Annotated in this window: 13 protein-coding genes; 5 read left to right on the top strand and 8 right to left on the bottom strand. The window is 64.7% G+C overall.

Going from position 1 to position 17,251, the window contains the following annotated elements; all coding sequences use genetic code 11:
- Positions 1-11: 11 nt before the first annotated feature.
- The 3 genes from J3A71_RS14940 to J3A71_RS14930 are packed head-to-tail and all read right to left on the bottom strand — an operon-like array spanning position 12 to position 2,883.
- Positions 12-341, bottom strand: coding sequence for an NIPSNAP family protein (locus J3A71_RS14940; protein WP_016487280.1), 330 nt, complete (start codon positions 339-341; stop codon positions 12-14).
- Positions 341-2,059 carry an FAD-dependent oxidoreductase gene (locus J3A71_RS14935; RefSeq protein WP_016487281.1) on the bottom strand — a complete coding sequence of 573 codons (1,719 nt, stop codon included), beginning with the start codon at positions 2,057-2,059 and terminating at the stop codon, positions 341-343. Before J3A71_RS14935 ends, J3A71_RS14940 begins: the two co-directional genes overlap by 1 nt.
- On the bottom strand, positions 2,056-2,883 hold the full coding sequence (locus J3A71_RS14930) for an SDR family oxidoreductase (RefSeq protein WP_096426111.1): 828 nt from the start codon (positions 2,881-2,883) through the stop codon (positions 2,056-2,058). Before J3A71_RS14930 ends, J3A71_RS14935 begins: the two co-directional genes overlap by 4 nt.
- Positions 2,884-3,060: 177 nt before the next feature.
- On the opposite strand from J3A71_RS14930, the gene J3A71_RS14925 reads away from it, so the two are divergent.
- The gene (locus J3A71_RS14925) at positions 3,061-3,933 is read left to right on the top strand and encodes a helix-turn-helix domain-containing protein (RefSeq protein WP_096426112.1); all 873 of its coding nucleotides are present in this window, start codon (positions 3,061-3,063) and stop codon (positions 3,931-3,933) included.
- 55 nt (positions 3,934-3,988) lie between these two features.
- Here the strand turns inward: J3A71_RS14925 and J3A71_RS14920 are convergent, their stop codons facing one another.
- From J3A71_RS14920 to J3A71_RS14905, 4 genes are all read right to left on the bottom strand, one after another.
- Positions 3,989-4,762: an IclR family transcriptional regulator gene (locus J3A71_RS14920; protein WP_016487284.1), complete on the bottom strand. Its 774-nt coding sequence runs from the start codon at positions 4,760-4,762 to the stop codon at positions 3,989-3,991.
- A 68-nt stretch (positions 4,763-4,830) separates the two neighbouring features.
- Positions 4,831-6,285 (bottom strand): amidase, encoded by a 1,455-nt coding sequence (locus tag J3A71_RS14915; protein WP_016487285.1) that lies wholly within the window; start codon positions 6,283-6,285, stop codon positions 4,831-4,833.
- A complete protein-coding gene (locus J3A71_RS14910) occupies positions 6,282-7,592 on the bottom strand; it encodes a citrate-proton symporter (RefSeq protein ID WP_016487286.1) in 1,311 nt (436 codons plus the stop codon). Before J3A71_RS14910 ends, J3A71_RS14915 begins: the two co-directional genes overlap by 4 nt.
- An 80-nt stretch (positions 7,593-7,672) precedes the next feature.
- Positions 7,673-8,848 (bottom strand): M20 aminoacylase family protein, encoded by a 1,176-nt coding sequence (locus J3A71_RS14905; RefSeq protein WP_016487287.1) that lies wholly within the window; start codon positions 8,846-8,848, stop codon positions 7,673-7,675.
- Between the two features lie 203 nt (positions 8,849-9,051).
- Here J3A71_RS14905 and J3A71_RS14900 point away from each other — a divergent pair, with 203 nt between their 5' ends.
- The 3 genes from J3A71_RS14900 (at position 9,052) to J3A71_RS14890 (ending at position 14,424) form a co-directional block, all read left to right on the top strand.
- Positions 9,052-11,568, top strand: a complete 2,517-nt coding sequence (locus J3A71_RS14900; protein WP_096426113.1) for an excinuclease ABC subunit UvrA — start codon at positions 9,052-9,054, stop codon at positions 11,566-11,568.
- Between the two features lie 76 nt (positions 11,569-11,644).
- Positions 11,645-13,294: an MFS transporter gene (locus tag J3A71_RS14895; RefSeq protein WP_060517896.1), complete on the top strand. Its 1,650-nt coding sequence runs from the start codon at positions 11,645-11,647 to the stop codon at positions 13,292-13,294.
- A complete protein-coding gene (locus J3A71_RS14890) occupies positions 13,291-14,424 on the top strand; it encodes an HlyD family secretion protein (protein ID WP_016487290.1) in 1,134 nt (377 codons plus the stop codon). The genes J3A71_RS14895 and J3A71_RS14890 overlap by 4 nt, the downstream gene beginning before the upstream one ends.
- Positions 14,425-14,542: 118 nt before the next feature.
- On the opposite strand, the gene J3A71_RS14885 is transcribed toward J3A71_RS14890, so the two are convergent.
- On the bottom strand, positions 14,543-15,418 hold the full coding sequence (locus J3A71_RS14885; protein WP_096426114.1) for an AEC family transporter: 876 nt from the start codon (positions 15,416-15,418) through the stop codon (positions 14,543-14,545).
- 413 nt (positions 15,419-15,831) lie between these two features.
- Between J3A71_RS14885 and J3A71_RS14880 the strand changes: the two genes are divergently transcribed.
- Positions 15,832-17,124, top strand: a complete 1,293-nt coding sequence (locus J3A71_RS14880; protein WP_016487293.1) for an MFS transporter — start codon at positions 15,832-15,834, stop codon at positions 17,122-17,124.
- Positions 17,125-17,251: the final 127 nt, after the last annotated feature.

Here is a 17,251-nt window from a genome sequence, read left to right as displayed (position 1 = left end):
CACAGGCAACATCACTGCCTGTCGAGGCTGCGCAGATACACAGGCCTTAGGATCCGGGTTTCCTGCGCCACCACCAGGTCACGGGTGGCATGCAGATAAGCGGCAAAATCCGGGTCGGCATCCCGCGCCGCGCTGCGCTTTTCAAAGTCATCGAGGCTGTCATAACCCCACAGGTGCACCACCTGGTTCAGCGGCCCGATGCTGCTGGTGTAGAACGCCAGCGGTGCGCCGAGGTGGCGCAGCAAGATCGGCATCGCCAACTGGTCGAAGGCTTCGATAAAGGCCGCCATGCAGCGCGGGCGAATGGTGTAGATGCGGTGATCGACCACAGCCTTGTCCATCACGCTACCTCCCGCGCATTGCTTGCTGCCGCCAGCCCCTGCTCGACACCTGCCAGGTGGCGGCCGGTGATGTAGCCAAAGGTCATGATCGGCCCCAAGGTAATGCCGGCACCGGGGTAGTTGCCGCCCATGATGCTGGCGCGGTCATTACCCACCGCATACAGCCCTTCGATGGCTTGCCCGTCGGCGGCCAGCACTTCGCCGACCACGCTGGTGCGCAGCCCGTCGAAGGTGCCCAGATCGCCCATGATGACCTTCACGGCAAAGTAAGGCCCCTCGCCCACCGGCGCCACGCACGGATTGGGCTGTTGCTGAGGGTCGGCCAGGTAGCGGTTGAAGCTGTTACTGCCGCGGCCGTATTGGCGGTCCTCGCCCTGCACTGCGCCTAGGTTGTAATCGCGCACGGTCCGCTCCAGCCCTTGCGCATCGATGCCGGCCTTGCCTGCCAGCTCGGCCAAGGTCTTGCCCTTGAGCAGGTAACCGTTACGCAGCAATGGCCCCAGTGGCATTGGTGCAGGTTTGGCAAAGCCCAGGCCGTACTTGGCCAGCGTACGGCGGTCGCACACCAGCCACATGGCGGTTTCTGCCTGGCCGGCGCAGGCTTCGATCAGCGCTGCGCCCACGTCGTGGTAGGAGTTGGACTCGTTGGTGAAACGCCGGCCAGAGCGCAATACACCGATCACGCCCGGCTTGTAGCGGTCCAGCAGATGCGGAAAGGCGATGTATCGCCCGCCACCCACCGGCACCTTCGACACCGGCATCCAGGCAGCTGGCGCTTGCAGGCGTATATCGACCTTGGCACCCAACGCCTCCGCCATGCGGGCACCATCGCCGGTATTACCCGCTGGCACCGGGGAAAAATGCTCACCGCCACGGCGCACATGCGGGTAGGCCTGGCGCAACCGCTGCAAGTCATGGGAGAACCCGCCACAGGCCAGCACCACCCCGCGGCGTGCCTGAATACGCAGTTCGCTGTCGCCTTGCCCGGCCAGTACCCCCACCACCCGCCCACCGTCGCGCAGCAGCTGCCGCGCCGGGGTGCCGGTGAGAATCGGGATGCCAAGGTCCAGCGCCGAGCGCACCAGGCGCGCCGCCAAGGCATTGCCGCTGGTCACCTGGGTACCGCGGCGATACAGGGCCAACTCCTTCAGGTGGGTGAGCAGGCGCCTGGCCACGTACACGAACGAGGTCAACGAGCGGGTGACGTTGAAGAAGTGCTTGAGGTCGGCATTCGACGAGTTGAACATCATGCCGATGAAGGTGATGGTCTTCAGCGGCGGGCGCAGGCGTGCCATGTCCGGCCCCAGGCCACGGATGTCGTAAGGTGCGGCCAGTATCGAACGGCCCACATCGACGCCCCCTTCGACTTGTGGGTGATAGTCGGGGTACAGCGTGGGCACGAACTTCACGGCGGTTTCCCGCTCGAAAAAGTCCACCATCTGCGGCCCGTAGCGCAAGAACGCCTCGACCCCGGCCGCGTCAAAGCAGGCCCCGGTTTCGTTGCGCAGGTAGGTCATGGCCGCCTCGGGGCTGTCGTTGCCAGCGTGCCGGTTGCCAGGCACCCACAACACACCGCCGGAAAACGCCGTGGTACCGCCAAAGCAGTCGTCCTTTTCGATGACGATCACGTCAAGGCCCTGCTTCTTTGCAGTAATGGCAGTTGCCAGGCCACCCGCACCCGCCCCGACCACCAGCACATCGCAGTTACGTGTGGTCATGCGCGTACCCCCTCAAAGCCTGGCCGCGGGATCAGCGCCATGGGCATGCTCTCGAGCCCCCCATCCACGGTCAGCTCTGCACCATTGATGTAGTCGGCGCGCTGGCTGGCCAGGAACAGCACAGCGTCGGCGATATCCTGTGGTTCACCAATACGCTGGTTGGCCGTCATGGCGCTGCGCTGGCATTCGATTTGCGGGTCGGCATAAAACGCGGCAGACAAGGGAGTGCGGATCAACCCTGGGCAGACTGCGTTGCTGCGCACACCTCGTGGCCCCCATTCCACGGCAATCTGGCGCGACAGCATGCTGACCCCGGCCTTGGCCGCACTGTAGGCACCGCTATTGGGTTGCGGGTAATGCGCGGCGATCGAGGCCACGTGCACCATACGGCCTCGGCCACGGGCCAGCATCGAACGGCCGAAGGCCTGGGCACACACCAGGTAGCCCGTGAGGTTGACCGCCAGCACCTGGTTCCATTGCTCCAGGCTCAGCACGTCCAGCGCGCCGGGGCGCAGCACGCTGGCATTGTTGACCAGTACATCGCAGCGCCCGTGCAGCGCCTGAACCTGGGCTGCGGCCTGCTCCACGCTGGCCGGGTCGGCGATGTCGCAGCCCAAGGCGCTGACCTCTCCGACACTGTGTTCGCCCAAGGTGGCGGCCAGTTCACGGCATTTGTCCAGGTCACGGTCCAGCAGCACCACATGGGCCTGCTGTGCGACCAGGGCGCCGGCCAGCGCCGCGCCAATACCACCGGCGGCACCGGTTACCACGCATACGGCCGAATCCAGGCCCAGCCATTGAGAGGGGATCTTGTTGTTGTGCATGCTGCTCTCCAGAGTGTCGCTTCATCTGGGCCACAGCCTAGGGCCGGCAGGCACACCGGCAGAATGGACAAAACCTGCAACCAGCCCCACATTCCCGACAAAATTCGTCCTGCCGCCTGAAGCCTGCAGGCAGCTGTGGCACAGTAACCAGGTACCGAACAGAACAATTACAACAACATGAACAAGATCCCCAACTACGCCCTGTATGGTGAAACCGCCCGACCGGTGTGGCACGAAGCCCTGCATGTGGAACAGATCTCCCAACGTTCTGGCGCACATAACTGGGAAATTGCCGCGCACCGTCATGAAGGCTTGCTGCAACTGCTGTACCTGCAGAGCGGCGGCGGTGAGGTGCTGTTCGACAGTGACCGGCTCCAGGTGCAGGCACCCTGCGTGGTGTATGTACCGGCGCAAGTGGTGCATGGTTTTCATTGGGCCGGCCAGGTCGAGGGCCTGGTGATCACCGCCGCCCAGCACCCACTGGAAAGCATTGCCCAGGTGCTGGCACCCAACCTGCTGGCGCAGGTGCGCAAACCCCAGGTGATCGCACTGCCTTCGTGGGCAGTCGACGAAGACCCGTTGCTGCCGCTGTGCATGGCCTTGCGCGAGGAGTACCACAACCGCGCCCGTGAGCATGTGGCCAGCAGCATGGCCCTGCTGCTGACGCTGCTGATCCAGGTGCTGCGCCATGAACCGCACATGCCCGAGGGTGGGCAGCGCCCAGTGTCAAGGCGCAGCCAGCAGCTGACCGCTTTGCGTGAATTGGTGGACATGCACTACCGCGCGCACTGGCCACTGGCGGACTACGCTGCCGAGCTCGGCATGACCTTGGCGACACTGGGGCGGTTGTGTCAGGAGCACCTGGGCATGACGCCCATGAACGTGATCAATGCCCGGCTGGTACTGGAAGCCAAGCGCATGCTGGGGCATTCAAGCCTGAGCGTGAAAGAGATCGCCCATGAGCTGGGGTTTGCCGATGTAGGGTATTTCAGCCGGTTCTTTCGCAAGCATGCGGGGGTGAGCCCTAGCGGGTTTCGGGAGGGCCAGTGACATCTGCCGGCTTTTGCTGTGGCCTGCACTGGCCTCTTCGCAGCACAGGTCAGCACTAGCCCGCCAAGGCCCGCTGCACATCGTCTACCGTGGTCGCCAGGCTGCTCAGGTGCAAATTCATTACTCGTTCCACCGGTGCCTGATCCAGCGGCCAGTGCAAGGCAATGCTCCCGGCCAGGCGCCCTTCGGCGTGCACCGGCAGCGCAATGGCGCGGATCAGGAACGGCAAACGCACCGGGTACTCCCAGTACCCTTCGGTGCGCTGGCCAAAGCCCTTGTGCGCGTCTTCTTCGATGTTGCGCAGCACCGTGTCATCGCGCAGCCGCTCATGGGCCGCCAGGCGTTGCACTTCATCGACCGCCAGCTCACCCAGGCACGCCCGCCCCATCGCCGAGTGAAACAGGCTGGCATGGTGCCCGACGATCTGGCAGGTATGCGGGTACCGCTTGCGCAATACCTGAGGGATGGCGCTTTCCATCACCTCCAGCCGCTCGCCGTCGAAACACGACAGGTCCACCACCAGCCCGGTGCGCTCGCTCAGGTCCAGCAGCAGCGGTGCAGCACTTTCCACCAGCCGCCGCTTGAAGCGCATCTGCCGGTCACCGAACAGCCGCCGTGCGCACAGGCGATAACGCCGGTCGCTGAGGCCACGGTAGACCCAGCCCTGCTCCTGCAAGGTGGCGAGCATGCGCGAGGCCGTGGCCTTGGGCAGGCCGGTGAGGTAATGCAATTCTTCCAGGCCCAGTGCCTGATGCTCGCCCAGCAGGTCGACAATGGCCAATGCGCGCTCCACCGAACGCACACCGCCACTGTCTGCCGTAATGCCCATGGGTATGACCTCCCTGTAGCTGGATGGTCAGCATAGCCAGCAAGAACCGCGCCTGCCCAGTGCTTTCATCAGGCCAGCAGGCACGGTGGCGGGCGCCGCTCAACCCACCGGGTCAGCTGTTCATGGGCGTACGCGAGTTGCAACACCGCATGGTCGGCCTGGGCCGGGCCTATGATTTGCAGGCCCATGGGCAAACCGTCGCTGTTGAAACCGACCGGTACACTGATGCTGGGTAAACCGGCCAGGGTCGGCCCGATCACCACCTCCATCCAGCGATGGTAGGTGTCCATCGCCCGGCCCCCAACGGCCGTCGGCCACGCCAGTTTTGCATCGAAAGGGAACACCTGGGCGGACGGCAACAGCAGGTAGTCGTAACGTTCGAACAGGTGTGCCAAGGCGCGGTACCAGTCACTGCGGTCCAGCGACGCCTGGTACAGCGAGGCCGCGCTCAGTTGCAAGGCGCCCTCTACCTCCCACTGTGCTTCGGGTTTGAGCAAGGCGCGCCTGGCTGGGTCGGCATAGGCCGCGCCAAGGTTGCCGTGCACCAGGAAGTGGCGGTGGGTGAGCCAGCATTGCCACAAGCGCGCCGGGTCGAACGCCGGTTGGCAAGCCTCCACCCGGCAACCCAGTTCGGCGAAATCGGCCAACGCTGCTTCACACAGGCCCATCACCCCGTCATCCATCGGCAGGTAGCCGTTGTAGTCACCCAGCCAGCCAACCCGCACACCCCGAAAATCGCGCTGCAGCCCTGCAGCGAAATCGCGGCGGCCCTCGCTCAGCGACAGCGGCACCCGTGCATCAACGCCTGCCTGGGTCGACAACAGCCGCGCCACATCCACCACGCTGCGCCCCATCGGCCCTTCGGTAGCCAGCTGCTGCACGAACAGTTCGGGTGCCGGACCATGGGGCACACGGCCCTGCGTAGGGCGCAGGCCGAACACATTGTTGAACGCCGCCGGGTTGCGCAGCGAGCCCATCATGTCGCTGCCGTCAGCCACCGGCAGCAGGCGCATGGCCAGCGCCGCTGCCGCCCCGCCACTGCTGCCGCCGGCCACCCGCTGCGGGTCGTAGGCATTGGTGGTGGTACCGAACAGGGTGTTATAGGTTTGCGAACCGAGACCGAACTCCGGCACGTTGCTTTTGCCAACGATCAGCGCCCCGCTCGCCCGCACCCGCGCCACACTGATGGCGTCATGCTCAGGTATCTGTTCGGCGAATAAGGGCGAGCCCAGGGTGGTGCGCAGCCCGGCAGTGGCAGCCAGGTCCTTGATCGCTTGTGGCATGCCGTGCATCCAGCCGCGGGAATGGCCCCGCTTCAGCTCGCAGTCACGTTCATCGGCCTCAGCCAACACTGCCTCGGCCGGGCGCAGCGACACCAGTGCGTTAACCTGCGGGTTGCAGCGTTCGATGTGCGCGAGATAAGCCTGCATCACCTCCCGGCACGATACCTGGCGGGCATGGATGGCCTGGGACAAGGCTTCGGCATCGAGGGCAACGATGGGGTCGATGGCTGACGGCTTCACGGTTTTACTCCAAGGTTGAAAGTGGTGGGCTTGCCTGCCCGGGGTGCTTCTTTCAGGCAATAGGTACCCGCCAGCGTCAGCAGGCAGGCGAACAGCACGTAGAACGACGGTGCGACCGGGGTACCGAGTACCTTGGTAAGCCAGGTGACGATCAACGGGGCAAAGCCACCGAACACCATCACCGCCACGTTATAGGCCACCGATACCCCGGTGGAGCGCACCTCGACCGGGAACTGCTCGGCCAGGGCGGTCGGCGCCGGGCCAAAGAAGCCGCCGATGGCGGTGCACAACAGCAGCTGCATCACCAGCAGCCGCTCCACGGATGGCGCGGCGGCCACCCACACATACAGCGGGTAGACCATTATGAAGAACGCCAGGGTAAAGGCCATCAGCACGGGGCGGCGCCCCAGGCGGTCAGACAACGCGCCGGACAGCGGAATGACCACGGTCATCAGCCCCACGGCCAGCATCTGCACCAAAAGCACCTGGTCCAGTGGCAGCCCGAGGTTCTTGTGGGCGAAGGTCGGCATGTTCACCAGCACCACGTAGAACGACACCGTAGCGCCACAGGCCAGGCCCATCGATACCAGCAGGCTGCGCCGATGCTCACGCAGTACTTGCCACAGGCTGGGCGACTGGCCCTTGGCCTGGCGGCGCGCCTCGACGAACTCCTCGGGCTCTTCCATATGCTTGCGAATCCACAGCCCCACCGGGCCGATCAGCAGGCCGAGCACGAACGGGATCCGCCAGCCCCAGCTGTCCAGCGCCTCAGGCGAACACCAGTGCGTCACCAGGGCCACCATCGCCGCCCCGGAAAACACCGCCAGGCACTGCCCTACCAATTGCCACGAGCCATACAGGCCCTTGCGGTGGGCCGGCGCGCTCTCCACCAGAAACGCCGTGGCACTGGCGTACTCGCCACCGGTGGCAAACCCTTGCAGCATGCGCGCCACCACGATCAGCAGCGGCGCGGCCATGCCGATGGCCAGGTAGTCGGGGGCAAAGGCGATCATGGCAATCGACACGGTCATCAGGCGGATGATCATCTGCATGGCCGCCTTGCGGCCCTTGCGATCGGAATACATGCCCAGCAACACGCCGCCCACCGGGCGCATGAAAAAGCCCACGCCAAAGGTGGCCAGGGCCATCAGCAGCGAGGCGTACTCGTCGTCGGACGGGAAAAACTGCCGGGCAATGATGCTGGCCAGAAAGCCGTACACGATAAAGTCGTACCACTCCAGGGCGTTGCCGATAACGGCGGCCACCACTTGCCGGGTACGCGACACGCCAGTGCTCGAAGTCTGCATAGGAAACACTCCACACAATGATTGGGTGATCGCCCAGGCGCGATCGCGCCCGGGTTCCAGCGGCAGTCGTCAAAAGGCAGTCAGGCGGGCGCGAGCCATCGCTCTGCCAGCGCGCCCCAGTAGGCGGCACCGGTCAGCAGGATCTCGTCGTTGAAGTCGTAGGCCGGGTTGTGCACCATCGGCCGCGATACACCATTGCCGATGAACAGGTAGGCACCTGGGCAGCGCTGCAGCATCCAGGCGAAGTCCTCGCTGCCCATGAGCTTGCGGGTGTTGCCATCCACCGCCTCGGCACCGAGCAACTCCACCCCCACCTGCGTGGCAAAGGCATTTTCTGCGGCATGGTTGACCAGCACCGGGTAGGCCGGGCGGTGTTCGATGCTGGCACGGCAGCCAAAGCTTTCGGCCTGACTGACGATGATCGCCCGCACCCGCTCCAGGGTCTGCGCCCGCACCTCGGCGTTCAGCGCACGCAGGCTAAGGCGTAGCAGCGCCTGCTGGGGAATCACGTTGGCCGCTTCGCCGGCCTGCAAGGCACCGACGGTGACCACCGCAGCCTCCTGCGCATCGATGTTGCGCGCCACCACGGTTTGCAGCGCCATTACCACACTGGCCGCTGCCACCAGCGGGTCTACGGTCAGGTGCGGCATCGAGCCATGGCCGCCCACCCCGTCGAGGGTCACCGTGAGCAGGTCTTGCGAGGCCATCATCGGCCCCTCGCGAAAACCAAGATGCCCGGCCGGCAGCCCGGGCATGTTGTGCATGCCGAACAGCGCATCGCAGGGGAAGCGTTCCAGCAGGCCGTCCGCCAGCATCGCCTCGGCACCGCCCTGGCCCTCCTCGGCCGGCTGGAAGATCAGCGTCAGCGTGCCGTCGAACTGCCGGGTTGCCGCCAGGTAGCGCGCCGCCCCCAGCAGCATGGTGGTGTGCCCGTCATGGCCACAGGCGTGCATGCAACCTTGGTGCTGGCTGCTGTAGGCCGCGCCCGTTGCTTCGTGTATGGGCAGCGCGTCCATGTCGGCGCGCAAGCCCAGCCGGCGTGGGCTGCTGCCATTGCGCAGCACACCGACCACACCGGTCTTGCCGATGCCGGTGTGCACTTCATAGCCCCACTGCGCCAGCAGACGGGCGACCAGCGCCGAGGTGCGGCTCTCTTCAAAACCCAGTTCCGGGTGGGCGTGGATATCGTGACGGATCGTGTGCAGGTCGCTGGCCACGTCGTCAAGCCAGGCCAGGATGTGCTGATGTCGGGACATGTAGAGTCTCCTCGCGCGGGTGGTTTCCCGTTCTTGTTGTTTGCCTTGAGGTCACGACGGCTAAGGCAGGTCGTGCTTGGCTGACAGATAAGCGCGAGGCGGGATGAAGCACAATCGAATCTGGTTTCACACCGTGGAACCGAAAGGGTCGAAATTGCTGTTACCTTGGGGCTCACTGCTCAGCCACAGCCAAGGACTGCGTCATGCCTTCACGCCCAACCTCCCCCAGCGGCTTCGTCCGCGTACGCGGTGCCCGCGAGCACAACCTGAAGAACATCGATGTGGATGTTCCACGCGATGCCTTGGTGGTATTCACTGGCGTCTCCGGCTCGGGCAAGTCCTCGCTGGCCTTTTCCACGCTTTATGCCGAAGCCCAGCGCCGCTACTTCGAGTCGGTGGCGCCCTATGCCCGGCGCCTTATCGATCAGGTTGGCGTGCCCGACGTCGATGCCATCGACGGCCTGCCGCCGGCGGTAGCCCTGCAGCAGCAACGCGGCACGCCAAGCGCACGTTCCTCGGTGGGCAGCGTAACCACCTTGTCCAGCTCGATCCGTATGCTGTACTCGCGCGCCGGCCACTACCCGGACGGGCAAGCGATGCTGTACGCCGAGGACTTTTCGCCGAATACGCCCCAGGGCGCCTGCCCAGAGTGCCATGGCTTGGGCCGGGTCTACGAGGTGACCGAAGCAACCATGGTCCCCGACCCGTCGCTGACCATCCGCGAGCGTGCGGTGGCGGCGTGGCCCATGGCCTGGCAAGGCCAGAACCAGCGCGACATCCTGGTGACGTTGGGTTATGACGTTGACATTCCCTGGCGCGACCTGCCGCAGGCGCAGCGCGACTGGATCCTGTTCACCGAGGACACGCCCACCGCCCCCGTTTATGCCGGCCTGACCCCGGCGCAAACCCGTGAAGCGCTAAAGCGCAAACAGGAGCCCAGCTACCAGGGCACGTTCATGGGCGCCCGACGGTACGTGCTGCATACCTTCATGCACTCGCAAAGCGCACAGATGCGCAAGCGCGTGGCTCAATTCATGCGCCCCAGCCCCTGCCCGCTGTGCCAGGGCAAACGCCTGAAGCGCGAAGCGCTGGGCGTGACCTTTGCAGGGCTGGATATCGCCGAGCTGTCGCACCTGTCATTGCAAGCGCTGGCCGAGGTATTTCGCAAGGTGGCAGCAGCGGGCTACCTGACACACCAGCAAGACGAGCTGACCCTGGAAAAGCGCCTGGCAGCCCAACGCATCGCAAACGAGTTGCTCGAACGCATCGATACCCTGCTCGACCTTGGCCTCGGCTACCTGGCCCTGGAGCGCAGCACCCCGACCCTGTCTTCTGGTGAACTGCAACGCCTGCGCCTGGCCACCCAGCTGAATTCGCAGCTGTTCGGCGTGATCTACGTACTCGACGAGCCGTCGGCCGGCTTGCACCCTGCCGACAGCGAAGCGCTGTTCGAAGCCCTGCAGCGCCTGAAGCACGCGGGCAACTCGGTGTATGTGGTGGAGCACGACCTGGACACCATGCGCCGCGCCGACTGGCTGGTGGATGTCGGGCCAGCTGCCGGCGAGCATGGCGGCACCATCCTCTACAGCGGGCCACCCGCAGGCCTGGCCGAGGTCGAGCCGTCACGCACACGCGCCTACCTGTTCAGTGCCCCGACCCACACCATGCGTGAACCCCGACCGGCCCGCGACTGGCTGAAGCTTGAAGGCATCACCCGCAACAACCTGAATAACCTCAGCGCGGCATTTCCGCTTGGCTGCTTTACCGCCGTCACCGGTATTTCCGGCTCGGGCAAGTCCAGCCTGGTCAGCCAGGCCCTGCTGGAACTGGTGGGCGCGCACCTGGGCCATGCCGAGCAGCGCAGCGAAGCCGAAGAGCAAAGCCTGGAAGACGCACCTGAACTGGCCAGCAGCGGCCATGTGAGTGCGGGCCTTGGCAGCATCAAGCGCCTGGTGCAGGTCGACCAGAAACCGATCGGCCGCACGCCACGCTCCAACCTGGCTACCTACACGGGCCTGTTCGACCATGTGCGCAAGCTGTTCGCTGCCACAGACCAGGCCAAGGGCAAGGGCTTCGACGCCGGGCGCTTTTCCTTCAATGTTGCCAAGGGCCGTTGCGCCAACTGCGAGGGCGAAGGTTTCGTCAGCGTCGAGCTGCTGTTCATGCCCAGTGTCTACGCACCTTGCCCCACCTGTCATGGCGCCCGCTACAACCCCGAAACCCTGGCGGTGAGCTGGCAAGGCATGAACATCGCCCAAGTGCTGCAACTGACGGTCGACCAGGCCCTGCAGGTATTTGCCGAACAGCCCCCGGCGCGCCGGTGCTTGCAAGTGCTTCAGGATATCGGCTTGGGCTACCTGCGCCTGGGCCAACCGGCCACCGAACTGTCCGGTGGCGAAGCGCAGCGCATCAAGCTGGCCACCGAACTGCAGCGCACGGCCCGTGGGGCAACCCTGTACGTGCTGGATGAGCCCACCAATGGCTTGCACCCGCAAGACATCGACCGGCTGCTGGTGCAGTTGAACCGCCTGGTCGAAGCCGGGCACAGCGTGGTGGTGGTCGAACATGACATGCGCGTGGTGGCGCAGAGCGACTGGGTGATCGACATCGGGCCAGGGGCCGGAGACGCCGGGGGCAAAGTAGTGGTCAGCGGGCCGCCCAAGGTTGTGGCCGCGTGTGCCGACAGCCGCACAGCGGCGTTCTTGGCCAAAGCCTTGTAGCACCTGCGCATCGCCATCACAAAAACCAAAGGATGCACCTAGCAGCACCAACCGCCGCTCAAGTACAGTCTGTCCCATGGACAAATACGCCCCTCGCCAGTGGCTCCCCCACGAAAAACCCAGCCTGCCGGGCTCGCCCTCCACGCCTCTGCATTCGCCAGCCAAGCGCCTGGCCTACGGCGTGGTTGGCCTGCTGGTGGCAATTACCGGTGGCCTGGGCAACGCGCTGGTCACCGCCAACCTGGTGTTCCTGCAGGGCGCCCTGGGTGCGACCACGGCAGAAATGGCCTGGCTACCGGCCGCCTACGTCATGACCAACGTGTCCATGAACCTGCTGTTGGTGAAATTCCGCCAGCAGTTCGGCCTGCGCGCGTTCACCGAAGTGTTCCTGGTGCTGTATGCCTTGGTCACTTTCGCCCACCTGCTGGTCAACGATCTCAACTCGGCCATTGCCGTGCGTGCGGCCCACGGCATGGTCGGCGCAGCGCTCAGCTCGCTGGGGCTGTACTACATGATTCAGGCGTTCCCCGCCAAATGGCGGCTAAAGGCCATGGTACTGGGCCTGGGCGCCTCGCAGCTGGCGCTGCCGCTGGCGCGGATCTTTTCCGAAGACTTGCTGCAGATCGCCGAATGGCGTGGCCTGTACCTGTTCGAACTGGGCCTGGCGCTGACTGCGCTGGGGTGCGTACTGATGCTCAAGCTGCCGCCCGGTGACCGCTTCAAGACGTTCGAACCACTGGATTTTCTCACCTTTACACTGATGGCCAGCGGCACCGCCCTGCTCTGCGCGGCGCTGTCGCTGGGGCGCATAGACTGGTGGCTGGAGGCGCCGTGGATCGGCGTGGCACTGGCGGCATCGATCGCGCTGATCTTCACAGGCCTGGCCATCGAGCACAACCGCCGCAACCCGTTGCTGATGACCCACTGGCTGGGCAGCGGTGCAATCATTCGCCTGGCCCTGTGTGTGGTACTGATCCGCATGGTCACGTCCGAACAGTCCACCGGTGCGGTCGGTTTCCTGCAGGTGCTCAACATGGGCAGCGAGCAGATGCGCACGCTGTACTGGATCATGCTGCTGGGGGCTGTGGCTGGCCTGGCCAGCAGTGCCCTGACCATCAACCCCAACCACTTGGTGATCCCGCTGCTCGTCTCGCTACTGGCCATGGCCACAGGCGCGTTCATGGACAGCAGCTCCAGCAACCTCACCCGCCCGGCACAAATGTACTTCAGCCAGTTCCTGCTGGCGTTCGGCAGCACCTTTTTCCTCGGCCCTTCGATGGCACTGGGCATCAGCCATGTGCGCGCCAACCCGCGCAATCTGGTGAGCTTTTCGGTGCTGTTTGGCATCTGCAACAACCTCGGCGGCCTGATTGGCGCGGCACTGCTGGGCACCTTCCAGACCTGGCGCGAAAAGTTTCATTCAAGCCACCTGATGGACCGCCTCAGCTACCTTGAACCGTTGGTGACCAGCCGTGTTCAAAGCGGTGGCGCCGGCTACGGCGGCTTGCTCGCCGACCCGGCCATGCGCAACGAAGCTGGCATGCGTGTGCTGGCCAATGCCGCCACCCGCGAGGCGAATGTCATGGCCTACAACGATGTGTTCGTGCTGATCGGCAGCATCGCTATCCTGACCATGGTCTGGATCTGCATCCGCAGCACCTGGCTCTGGTACGCAAGGCGCCAGACCACTTCCACCGACTCCACCCCCGGCGCGCCCACCCGATGACCGACGACACCCGCACCACGACCACCAACGCCATCGCCGAAACCCCGGAAGGCACCACACCGCCCAGCGAGCCCACCAGCCCGACGCGTTCGCGGCGGGTGCGCATCCTGTCGACGATCAGCTTCGCCTGCGTGGCCTTGGCCGGCATCCTGCTGGTGCTGTATGCCTGGCGCCTGCCGCCGTTCGGCAGCGCCATCGAAAGTACCGAAAATGCCTTGGTGCGCGGCCAGGTGACCATCATTGGCCCCCAGCTCAGTGGTTACATCGTCGACGTGCCGGTGCACGACTTTCAGTTCGTCAAGACCGGTGACTTGCTGGTGCAACTGGACGACCGCATCTACACGCAGCGCCTGGCCCAGGCCATCGCCCAACTGCAGCAACAGCAGGCGGCCCTGGCCAACAACCTGCAGCAGCGTAACAGCGCCGAAGCCACCATCGCCCAGCGTCAGGCGGCCATCGGCGATGCGGCGGCCCAGGCAGCCAAGGCCAAAGCCGACCTTGGCCGCAACCAGGCGCTGGTCAATGACGGCTCTGTGTCGCGCCGTGACCTGGACCTGGCCCGTGCCAGCGAAGCCGCTGCCGTCGCCAGCCTGGCCCAGGCCAAGGCGGCGCTGGAAATCGCTCGCCAAGACCGGGAAACGGTGGTGGTCAACCGGGCCGCGTTACAAGCTTCGGTAGAGAACGCCAAGGCGGCGGTGGAGCTGGCGCGCATCGACCTCGACAACACCCGGGTCACCGCCCCGCGCGACGGCCAGCTGGGGCAGATCGGCACGCGCCTGGGGGCTTATGTGAATTCCGGCGCGCAGTTGATGGCCCTGGTACCCGACACCCTGTGGGTGATTGCCAACATGAAGGAAACCCAGATGGCCAATGTACGCATCGGCCAACCGGTGAGCTTCACCGTGGATGCGCTCAACCACCTGAAGCTACAGGGGCATGTACAGCAGATCTCGCCAGCAACCGGCTCGGAGTTCGCCTTGCTGCAAGCGGACAATGCCACCGGCAACTTCGTCAAGATTGCCCAGCGTATTCCGGTGCGCATTACCGTGGATGCCGACCAGCCGGAAGCCAGGCACCTGCGGCCGGGGATGTCAGTAGTGGTCAGTATCGATACCCGTAGCCAGGATTGATGTGTTCGCGGCCGGCCTCTTCGCGGGGCAAGCCCGCTCCCACAGAGACTGCACAGCTTTCAAAGGCTGCGCTGGACCTGTGTGAGCGGGCTTGCCCCGCGAAGAGGCCAGAACAGGCTTACATCCACCAGGCCAGCACCACCGGCAACCAGACAAACGAAAGCACCGTCGAACACATCACCAGGTTCGCCACCTGCTCCGGCTCACGATTGGCCCGCACCGCCATCAGGTAGTTGAACACAGCAACCGGCATCGCCGACTGTACCACCAGTACCGCGTGCTCAAGGTTGTCCATGCCTAGCGCCGCCCCCACTGCCCAGCCCATCGCAGCCCCCAGGCCAATGCGCAAGCCGCCCAGCAACAGGCCGCTGCCCACGTGACGCAGGCGAATGCTGGCCAGCGACACCCCCAGGGTCAGCAACATCAGCGGAATGGTCATGCCGCCGAGCAAATCTGCAGTGTTTGCCAGCCAGCGCGGTAGCTCGAAATCGAGAAAGATGATGGGCATGGCGCCGGCCAGGCTGATGACAATAGGGTTGCGCAGCAGCGCCTTGAGCGAAGCCGCTGTGCCAGAGATGGCCATGCCGATGGTGAACTGCACGATCGACAAGGTCAGGAAAAACGCCACGGCCAGTGCCAGGCCGTGCTCACCGAAGGCATACAAGCTGATCGGCAGGCCCATATTGCCCGTATTAGGAAACATGAACGCCGGCAGCAGTACCCGCCAATGCATGCCCGAAGCACGACACACCAGCAAGGCGACCAAGGCCATGCCCAGGGTGCACAGCAGGCAAGCCAAGGCCATGCTGGTGAAGGCGTCAGGGTTAAGCTCGGTGCGACTCAGGGTGGACAGCACCAGCGACGGGGTACCGGCAGTCATCACAACCCGGGCGATGAAATCGGTGGGGTAGTCCAGGCCCTTGCGGGCCCAGGCAAAGCCGATGCCGGCGACGATGAAGACCGGGGCCAGGACTGCGAACAGCGACGCGAACATGATGGGCCTTCCTTGGGGTGGGTTCAGCATTATGCAGCAGTCCGTGAGATGGCCGGGGCTGCACAGCGGCGCCAAGATGTCTGCCCAAGACACGTTCATGTCGCCCTTGGACTGCGGCGTCTCGTCGCATACCCGTGCCCCTTGGGCAAAAGCTTCCAAGCCCGTAGAATCCCGCTTCCTTTTCGCCCGTCGCCTTGAACGGTGGCAACCCGCAGCAATGACAGAGTCCGTGCCTGAACACATGAACGCACATGTGAAATAGGCTCAACCCTCCCCGCCCGGCCCATTCCCAAAGGGTCCAGCGGTTGAGTCTTGCCCAGGTCGCATCCGTGTCGCCACTCGCCCCTTATCGGGTCAAGCCGGTGTGCGCGTCCGAGAAGGCGCTCATTCCGCTCATCCAACTAGAGGTTTGTATGTCTCCGCGTTTGCTGGCCATGGCGCTGGCGCCCCTGCTCGGGCTGTTCATCATTGCCTTGGGCAACGGCTTCATGTCTTCCCTGACTACCCTGCGCCTGGGCGCTGCCGGTGAGTCGGCCACCACCATCGGCGTCGTCTCGTCCACCTACTTCCTAGGCCTGACCCTGGGCGCCATCTTCAACGACCGGCTGATCTTGCGCATCGGCCATATCCGCGCCTACACAAGCTTCGCTTCGCTGATCGGCGCGACCATCCTGCTGCAGGGGCTGTTCTACGACGTCACCTGGTGGTCGGTGCTGCGCCTGATCAACGGGTGGGCGGCAGTCGGCGTGTTCCTGGTGATCGAAAGCTGGCTGCTGCTGGCCGGCGATGCAAAAATCCGCGGCCGCCTGCTGGCGCTGTACATGATCGCCTTCTACGGCGCCGGGGTGATTGCCCAGGCAGGCCTTGGCGAAATCACCCAGCTTGGCGACACCGCACCCTTCATGCTGGCTGGGGTACTGGCTGCCCTGTCGGTACTGCCCATCGTGATCCTCCCGCGGGTATCGCCACTGCTGGACCAGGTCGAACCCCTCAAACCCCGCCAATTGTTGGGTGTGGCACCGTCTGGCCTGGTTGGCTGCTTTGGTTCGGGGGTGGCGATTGCCGGCATTTATGCCCTGCTGCCGCTGTACCTGCAGCGCATCGGCCTGGCCGTGGGCGAGGTCGGCAACATGATGGCCTGGGTGATCCTCGGCGCCATGCTGCTGCAATACCCGGTGGGCCGCTGGTCCGACCGCAAGGATCGCCAGGATGTGCTGATTGCCCTGGCTGCACTGTGCGTGGTGTTGTCGCTGGTCACAGTATTCCTGCCGTCGGACTCGTTCCTGCTGCCGGCCATGCTGTTCCTGCTGGGTGGTGGCGTGTTCACGCTGTACCCGGTGGCGGTCAGCCATGCGGCCGACCGCGCGCCTTCCGACGCGCTGGTACCGATGATTCAAGGCTTGTTGTTGATCAACTCACTGGGTTCGGCCATGGCGCCGGTGGCCATTTCGCCCATGATGACCGAGTTTGGCGAGGCCGGGTTGTTCTGGGCCTTTGCCGTGGTCAACCTGGCCATGGTGTGCTTTTTCATGTGGCGACGCGGCAAGCGCCCGGCCGCAGAGCACCCGGCACCGTTCACCGCTTCGACCACCTTCTCGCCAACCGGCGCCGAGCTGCGGGTAACCGAAGACCTGATGCATGCGGCGCAGGAGCATCCGCCGCTGGATCCCGTGGAAAGCCCGGCGCAACGCTCAGAGCCTGTCTGAATCCGTTGCCGACTCCTTGTGGGAGGCCACTCATCCCTTATAGGTTGTGCTGTCACGCAGAGAACAGTGGCTGGTGTGGGGCTTGTCCCGCGAAGCAGGCAACGCTGTGTATGGCACCGGCTTTGCC

It is taken from the genome of Pseudomonas sp. PvP089, from assembly GCF_017875165.1.
Classification (GTDB): Bacteria; Pseudomonadota; Gammaproteobacteria; order Pseudomonadales; family Pseudomonadaceae; genus Aquipseudomonas; species Aquipseudomonas fortuita.
The sequence above is the reverse complement of the archived record's forward strand: the minus strand, read 5'-3'. Positions and strand labels throughout refer to the sequence as shown.